The organism is Flavobacterium sp. (genome assembly GCF_030146175.1).
Classification (GTDB): Bacteria; Bacteroidota; Bacteroidia; order Flavobacteriales; family Flavobacteriaceae; genus Flavobacterium.
The window spans coordinates 1-7,264 of record NZ_JASLCE010000139.1; the positions used below are offsets into that span (position 1 = coordinate 1).

The following is a 7,264-nucleotide window of genomic DNA, read 5'->3' on the forward strand; positions in this document are numbered from 1 at the left end:
GGCGTCCTATATTGTCCAGATATTTATCAGTCATTCGGGTGATGTGGAAGAAGTAGGACTGTTTAATGCCGGAATTACAATTATTAATTCCTATGTTGGAATTATTTTTAATGCGATGGGAACGGACTATTATCCGAGACTGGCGGTGATTGCAAACGATAATGCGAAAGTCAGAGAAAGTGTTAATCAGCAGGCATTGATAGGTGTTTTATTGCTAACTCCGGTGATTCTGATTTTTATTATGCTGATGCCACAGTTGATTCATCTGTTGTATTCTACAAAATTTACACCGATTATAGCAATGGTCGGCTGGGGAATATTTGGGATGTTTTTTAAAGCAGTCTCCTGGTCGGTAGGCTATATTTTAATTGCAAAAGGGGATACCGGTATTTTTATTAAAACGGCAATCGGATTTAATACTTTTTCGGTTCTATTGAATATTGCCGGTTACTATTACTATGGCTTGGAAGGCTTGGGAGTGAGCCTTTTAATTTATTATGTGCTACACCTGATCATTGTAACAGGGATTGCGAAATACCGTTATAATTTTTATTTCGAACGGGAGTTTTATAAAATCGGAACCTGTTGTTTCGCATGGATACTCCTGATCTATTTTGCGATGTATCTGGAAGATGGTATATTGCGGTATGTAATAATGGGGATTTTAGTACTGATTTCCGGACTGTATTCCCTGTACCAACTGGACAAAAAGATAAAAATACTTGGACTACTAAGACAATATATAACAAAAAAATGAGCGTGTTAAAGACCATAAAGAAGCAATATAAAAGGAAGATGGGTAAGTTGCGCTTTCTTTATTCCGTTAACTGGACCAAAACACTTTATTTCAATTTTAAAAAATTTCCGTTTGATGTAGCGAAAAAACTACCGGTCTTTTTTTACGGAAAAGTACATTTTCATACCATCGAAGGTCAGATAGAGATTAAAGGACCAATTACCAGAGCGATGATTGGCTTTGGACAACGTTTTGAAAAAGCTAAAAAAGAAAAAGGCATTGCGGAGTTCTGGCTGGAAGGGCAATTAGTGTTTAACGGACCGGCGCATATGGGAAAAGATGTCCTGTTTTATATCGGGAAAGAGGCCTATTGCGAATTTGGCTATATGGCTTGTCTCGGATCCGATGTTAAACTGGTTTGTACCGAACGGATTACGCTTGGCGACTGGTCGGGTATAGGCTACGAATCGCAGGTGATCGATACCAATTCTCATCCAATGATCAATACACTAACCGGTGCTTTATATCCAATGACGGGTGCGATTGCCATCGGAACGCATAATGCGGTTTCGAACCGGGTTTCGATTATGGCGTTTACCCGTACACCTGATTTTTGCGTCATCGCTTCCAATTCATTATGTACCAAAGACTACACGGATTTGGGAAGTAATGTACTGATTGGTGGTGTACCGGCCAAACTGATCAAAAATAATTATAGTCGTGACTGGGACAACGAAAAAGAGCTTTTAAAGCAATATAAAATCATCAAATTATAACGGGAAAACTTATAGGTTTTTTTTCTGAAAACGTGCCGGATTACCAAACCAGACTTCGTTTTCGGGAATATCTTTATTGACAAACGACATCGAGCCTAACACACTATTGTCGCCTATGGTTATTCCGTGTTGCAATACACTGTTTGTACCAATAAAGACATTGGCACCGATAGAAGCTCCGCCAATTTGCTGCATATTATTGTCCAGATTGTTGGTCATCATTTTGGGACAGATATACGTATTGTCTCCAATTGTAACGCCACGGGCAATAATACTGTCATAGCGCACCGTTACATTATTACCAATTGTACAATTTCCGGAAGAAGAAACCCGGGAATCGATATAACAGTTCGCACCAATTACGGTACCTGCTCTTAATTCTACATAACTTTTGATAACGGTATTGTCTCCGATAATCACATGGTCTTCAATAATACAAAAATGGCCAATAGTTACATTTTTGCCTATTTGCGCTTTGTCGGAGATGATGTTTGTATTCATGTATGGGGAAGAATTAACGTTCTGTTTTTTTGGAATCTTTAAAAAGCTAATATAAACAATATGATCAGAATTTGAAACAGCTTTTAAAGGATTCTTACTGAACTGATACTGTATTTTTTAGAAGAAAAAAATCGGTTTTTTCTGGGATTCAGATCTGTAAAACAAGGAAAATAGCAGTTATTACCAACAGAATACTACAGAATAGTGCTTTCCTGATTAGGATTTGCTTTTAGTCCACGTATCTAAATACCGATTTGCAATTGTGGTATAATAATGCTCCTTTTCGATAAACTGTCGGCCGCGTTGTCCGATGGCGGTAATTTCCTGCGGATTTTCGATTAGAAAAGACAATTCTGAGACAAGTGCTGCTACATCGGGAACGGCATTAATAGCTACTTTTTCGGATAAATTATAATGTTCGGTAAACTCCGTTTCGGCACCGGTAAAAACTACTTTTCCCTTAGCCATTGCTTCGAGCGCATTATAACCCTGATCAAAACCATACACCTGATCCAGTAGGATATGGGCTTTGTTATAGGAGTTGATATAAACGGAATACGGAACATTTTCGGTCACAATAACCTCAATTTGTTCCGGGTATTTTTTTTGAATGATTTCCAATGCAGCTTCAAAATAAGAAATCCCTTTTTTGGTATAACTCAGTCGATTGATACCCAAAAAAATAACAATCTTGTTGGTAATTGCGCTGGAGGTAAAGGGGATTGCATCACTATTAATCGGATTGGGAATAAATGCAACGGTATAGCCCATGGCTTCCATTGGGATTTTATAGTCCAGATCGGAAACAATCAGTGTTTTACAGTTTTCCGAAACCCAATTAAAAAGTTTCCGGTAATTGGGATAGGTATATTTTAATGAATATTCAAATTCCGGTTGTAACGACCGATCTTTTAGATACGGCGTTAAAACGGAGTATTTCAGTTTGTCCTGTAGCAGGTAATCGTTTACCGGTGTTTCGTCTCCGCAAATCAATAACGAAGGATTGGCTTTCGGATTTTGATCAAATAACTTTTTATAAAGCTTCCGACTCCAATTCGGATGGGTTTCAAGCGCATCGGAATTGATTAATTGGATATGATCAAAGCCTTTTAATTGGGGGAGAAGCCGGTAAAAACGAATAGCTTTTTCGGTCATTTCCAGATCCAGACCAGTAAAACGGTAAATCGCATTTTTAATTTTTCGGGCTAACCAGTATTGTGTCGTCCATTTCGTACGAATCGAGTAATCGACAGCATAATTTTTAAAGTGATCACCGGAACCCACCAAGACTACCTGATGCCCCAAAGCCATAAGGCCTTCCTTTAATGAATTATGGAGTCGGCTGTATTCCCCTACTAAAAGTATTTTCATTACCGATGCAGAAATTTTTATATTTGTGTAAATATAAAAACAAATTGGAGAACGCATTTAAAAATGATGATTTAGAGATCCTGATTTCGACCATGAATAGAGATTCGCTGGATTTTCTGGATCGTATTTTTACTGCTTCGCCTTTTTATTCGTTTCGGATTCTCATTGTTAACCAGACCACAGCCGCACACCAACTGTATTCGGATTATCCCAATGTAAAGGTGATCAATGTTTTTGAAAAAGGACTTTCCAAAAGCAGGAATATAGCTCTTCATCAGGCAACCGGAAAAATTGTACTGATAGCCGATGATGATGTATGCTATCCGGAAGGATTCCGCGAAATAATTGTTGATGCGTATAACCAAAACCAATCGGTTCCGTTAATTTGTTTTCAGACACTTACGACGGACGGAAAGCCATTTAGTCGTTATCCGAAGCGCCCCGTTTTTTTAGGAAAAAATGATCTGGATAAAGTATTATCCATTGAAGTGACGGCTCAAACGGAAGCACTTCGGGAAAAGAATTGTGTTTATAACGAATGGTTTGGACTCGGCGCCCGATTTCAGGATGCGGAAACGTTGTTTTTCCTCCGGAGTGCGTTGTATAAGGGACTGAAAGTTTTATTTTACCCCGAAAGTATTGTCATTCACGAAAGCTATTCTTCGAGTGATGACGTGGCTTCCGATCGGTTGATTTATGCAAAAATGGCTGGTTTTTACAAGCGTTTTGAAACCGGAGCCTACTATTACCTTTTAAAATACCTATTTTTTTTAGGTCGGAAAAAATATGTACCATTGTCCGGAATCTATCCAAAATTTAGAATCGGATTACAGGGAATCAGGGATTACAGGGAAATTTTAAAAAAGAAAGAAGACACTTTATATGACTGAAATACTAGCGATAGGAGAATTTATCGATATTCCGAGGATAGCAGATCCGAGAGGGAATTTGGCGGTAGTGGAAAAAGATACGATCCCTTTTGAGATCAAACGGGTTTATTATTTATATGATGTTCCGAGTGGAGCTTACCGCGGAGGCCATGCCCATATTGCTCAAAAAGAATTTCTGATTGCATTGAGTGGTAGTTTTGATGTGTTGCTGGACAATGGTGACAAAAAGGAAAAAGTAACACTAAATCGCCCCAATAAAGGCTTATTGATCAAAGAAGGAATCTGGCGGGAACTGGATAATTTTTCTTCCGGAGCCATATGTCTGGTGGTTTCTTCCGATGTTTATTCAGAAGAAGATTATATTCGGGAATATGCCGATTTTACAGCGTCAAAACGCACTTAAACGGATGTTTTTCTTTTCCAGGTAATTTTTAAACCGATGTAGTAGTATTAAAGTCGGAGCCGGAAGTTGTAGTAACAACCGTTGTTTAAAAACTAAATTACTTTGGTCTATGGATTGAACCAGTTGGTTGTAATTTGTCCGATCACCATAGATTTTACACTTAATGGCTAAGGAAAACCGATTGAGGTCGATTACCTTTTTGGCCGTAGGATTGCTTTTTTCGATTTCGGCAAATTGCTCAAAATCGCAATAACGTTCCCTTTGGAATGCCCGGTTGGACAAGCTTCCGCTCACAAAAGCATAGCGTGACGTAATGCCGTTATACAATCCGATTTTATAACGAAATCCGATACGGATAAAATAGTCCGTATCCTCTCCATTGGAAATCGTTTCATTAAAAAAGCCGACGGTTTCCGTGACGTTCCGATGTATGGCGAGAGATGATATAGCCAATATACTTCGGGTAAGGCTGGTTTCAAAAAGATCGACTTCCTGTAGCAAATCCGTTGTTAGATTACTATGACTAGCCGGGAAAACTCCGTTGGGCGTTTCAATTTCCTGTAAAGTACTAAAAACACTCAGATGATCAAACGCGATAATGGTATCGTATAACTTTTCGAGATGTTGCGGATACCAGAAATCATCGGCATCGATAAAAGCAAAATAGGAACCGGATGCTTTTTGCATAGCCAGATTCCGTGCGGCAGAAACACCACGGTTTTCAGTTGTAAATAACTGAATCCGTTTATCGGTATAAGACTCTACTATTTCCAGACTGCGATCCGTTGAACCATCATTTATAATAACGACTTCAAAATCAGTAAACGTCTGATTCAGAATACTGTTTAAAGTGCTTTGAATATGCGCTTCTTTGTTGTATAAAGGGATGATGACGGAAAAAAAAGCCATACGACACTATTTGATCACACAAATATATCCCAATCGATACAAATCCAGGCAAAACAAACTTCTGTTTTTTCCCAGAATCATTTTTCGTAAAACGGGTTCGGACAAATTAAAGAACAGGCCAACAACACTGTCGAGATGCAAACGTCTTAGTCGGTTGTAGTTTTTTAGCAGCGAATTAATATTTTCGATACCGGGTAATTCCGGAAACATATTTTTTCGGAGTTTAACGGCTTCAAGTGATTTTTGGAAAAAGATTTCGTTTTTGTCCAGGCCAAGATGCAGAATCGGATTGTCGATATGCAGTACCGGAATGGCTTTCTGATACAACTGATACGAAAAAAAACTATCCATACCGTAAATGTTTTTTTCGGGGAATTTGATACTTAGAAAAGTATTTTTATCCGTTAGAAAATTACTGGAAAAGATATAATGATACGGTTTTTGATTTCGGGATTCGGCCGTTTGTGATTCGCGCGAATGGCCGAAAGTCCATCGTAACATGGTCGTCTGATTATCATGATGATCGGTATATTGGCATCCGCCAAAAATAACCGGGTTTTGCGAAGCGATGAGTGCAACGTATTTTTGTAAAAAGGTTTCCGAACCGGGTAATACGTCCGAGTCAACAAACAAAAGCCAATCGTATTTTGCTTTTAAAGCCAATGACGTCCGGGTTTGAGTATCGCCCATATTGGCGTCACTTCTAAAATAGGAATAGTTGTCAAATTCGGCACATAAGGCTTTGTTATTCTGTGAAGCCACATTATCAGAAGAACAATCGTCCCAGCAGATGATCTCAAAAGGCAATTGTAATGCATTTCCCTGTTTTATAAGGGCGCGGGTTAAATCGCTTACATCATCGTTATATGTAGGTATCAGTATGGAAAGCATATCGGATTAGTGGTCTTTCAAATAAAATAGAACTTTACAAAGTAACGTTTTTTTTAGTAATGTTTTAATGATTCAACAAACCTTTCCTTTTGAAAAACAGCATAACGGTAATTACCATTAAAAATTCGAACGGATAGCTAAATCTGGAATTATTACCATAGGTAACCATAGCCTGAAGTAAGGCTGTAGTATGGATGATCACACTAAAAAACAGATCCTTAGTGATGGTTTTCCGAATAAAAAAGTCATGCAACTGTATTGGAAATAAAAGAACAAAAACCAGTTTTAGGTACTGTAGTATTGCCGACTGGAGGCACCATAGTCCAATAAAACACTTGTTAAAAAGAGGGAATTTAAAATCAGGGTAATTCCAATAGATACCTGTTTTCCAGAAATCGATCCAGGAAATACAGATCTGATATAAATAATCGACCGGATTGTTACGGATGGCGGTTTTACTAAATTCACTTAACTGAAAAGACAAGTCGGCAAAAGAGAGCCCGGTTGCGGTTCGCAATTCATCATAGGATAACCAGATACTCATGGCTACGTCTTTAGTTTCTTTTTTTGCCATTTCCCGGTTTTTTACGTAAATATCCCTGATAATGTGGAATGTATCCGGTGTTTTTTCGGCAAAAGAAACACAATTCTGAGCAATGTTATAACCGTAAAAAGTAGTGGAAACAAAATATCCGGTATTCATTTTGGTGACATAAGACCAACCGAAAAAACTGATTACGGGAAAAATAAAGATGACCATTCGTTTGTTTAAAATCGAAGGAATGGA

The 7,264-nt window shown here is 38.2% G+C and carries 9 protein-coding genes; 4 read left to right on the plus strand and 5 right to left on the minus strand.

Going from position 1 to position 7,264, the window contains the following annotated elements:
* Together Q1R07_RS15410 and Q1R07_RS15415 are read left to right on the plus strand one after the other, a co-directional pair.
* On the plus strand, positions 1-757 hold a 757-nt coding region (locus Q1R07_RS15410; RefSeq protein WP_300491980.1), incomplete at its 5' end, for an oligosaccharide flippase family protein.
* A 38-nt stretch (positions 758-795) separates the two neighbouring features.
* Positions 796-1,512, plus strand: coding sequence for a transferase (locus tag Q1R07_RS15415; protein ID WP_300491982.1), 717 nt, complete (start codon positions 796-798; stop codon positions 1,510-1,512).
* Positions 1,513-1,521: 9 nt separating this feature from the next.
* Here Q1R07_RS15415 and Q1R07_RS15420 read toward each other — a convergent pair whose 3' ends face one another.
* Together Q1R07_RS15420 and Q1R07_RS15425 are read right to left on the minus strand one after the other, a co-directional pair.
* The gene (locus Q1R07_RS15420; protein ID WP_300491984.1) at positions 1,522-2,013 is read right to left on the minus strand and encodes a DapH/DapD/GlmU-related protein; all 492 of its coding nucleotides are present in this window, start codon (positions 2,011-2,013) and stop codon (positions 1,522-1,524) included.
* A 216-nt stretch (positions 2,014-2,229) separates the two neighbouring features.
* Positions 2,230-3,384 carry a glycosyltransferase gene (locus Q1R07_RS15425; RefSeq protein WP_300491987.1) on the minus strand — a complete coding sequence of 385 codons (1,155 nt, stop codon included), beginning with the start codon at positions 3,382-3,384 and terminating at the stop codon, positions 2,230-2,232.
* 44 nt (positions 3,385-3,428) lie between these two features.
* On the opposite strand from Q1R07_RS15425, the gene Q1R07_RS15430 reads away from it, so the two are divergent.
* A complete protein-coding gene (locus Q1R07_RS15430) occupies positions 3,429-4,274 on the plus strand; it encodes a glycosyltransferase (RefSeq protein WP_300491989.1) in 846 nt (281 codons plus the stop codon).
* Positions 4,267-4,677, plus strand: a complete 411-nt coding sequence (locus Q1R07_RS15435; RefSeq protein ID WP_300491992.1) for an FdtA/QdtA family cupin domain-containing protein — start codon at positions 4,267-4,269, stop codon at positions 4,675-4,677. The genes Q1R07_RS15430 and Q1R07_RS15435 overlap by 8 nt, the downstream gene beginning before the upstream one ends.
* On the opposite strand, the gene Q1R07_RS15440 is transcribed toward Q1R07_RS15435, so the two are convergent.
* The 3 genes from Q1R07_RS15440 to Q1R07_RS15450 all read right to left on the minus strand — a co-directional run.
* Positions 4,663-5,586 (minus strand): glycosyltransferase family 2 protein, encoded by a 924-nt coding sequence (locus Q1R07_RS15440; RefSeq protein ID WP_300491994.1) that lies wholly within the window; start codon positions 5,584-5,586, stop codon positions 4,663-4,665. The two genes, Q1R07_RS15435 and Q1R07_RS15440, sit on opposite strands and share 15 nt — an antisense overlap.
* 6 nt (positions 5,587-5,592) lie before the next feature.
* Positions 5,593-6,477, minus strand: a complete 885-nt coding sequence (locus Q1R07_RS15445) for a glycosyltransferase family 2 protein (RefSeq protein WP_300491997.1) — start codon at positions 6,475-6,477, stop codon at positions 5,593-5,595.
* Between the two features lie 64 nt (positions 6,478-6,541).
* Positions 6,542-7,264, minus strand: a 723-nt coding sequence (locus tag Q1R07_RS15450; RefSeq protein ID WP_300492000.1) for a hypothetical protein, incomplete at its 5' end; no start/stop codon positions are given.

What these genes read in the sequence shown, in the direction of transcription:
- Q1R07_RS15415 (WP_300491982.1), top strand. Translation starts at nt 796, where the DNA reads ATGGGTAAGTTGCGCTTTCTTTATTCCGTTAACTGGACCAAAACACTT.
- Q1R07_RS15420 (WP_300491984.1), bottom strand. Translation starts at nt 2,013, where the DNA reads ATGAATACAAACATCATCTCCGACAAAGCGCAAATAGGCAAAAATGTA.
- Q1R07_RS15425 (WP_300491987.1), bottom strand. Translation starts at nt 3,384, where the DNA reads ATGAAAATACTTTTAGTAGGGGAATACAGCCGACTCCATAATTCATTA.
- Q1R07_RS15435 (WP_300491992.1), top strand. Translation starts at nt 4,267, where the DNA reads ATGACTGAAATACTAGCGATAGGAGAATTTATCGATATTCCGAGGATA.
- Q1R07_RS15440 (WP_300491994.1), bottom strand. Translation starts at nt 5,586, where the DNA reads ATGGCTTTTTTTTCCGTCATCATCCCTTTATACAACAAAGAAGCGCAT.
- Q1R07_RS15445 (WP_300491997.1), bottom strand. Translation starts at nt 6,477, where the DNA reads ATGCTTTCCATACTGATACCTACATATAACGATGATGTAAGCGATTTA.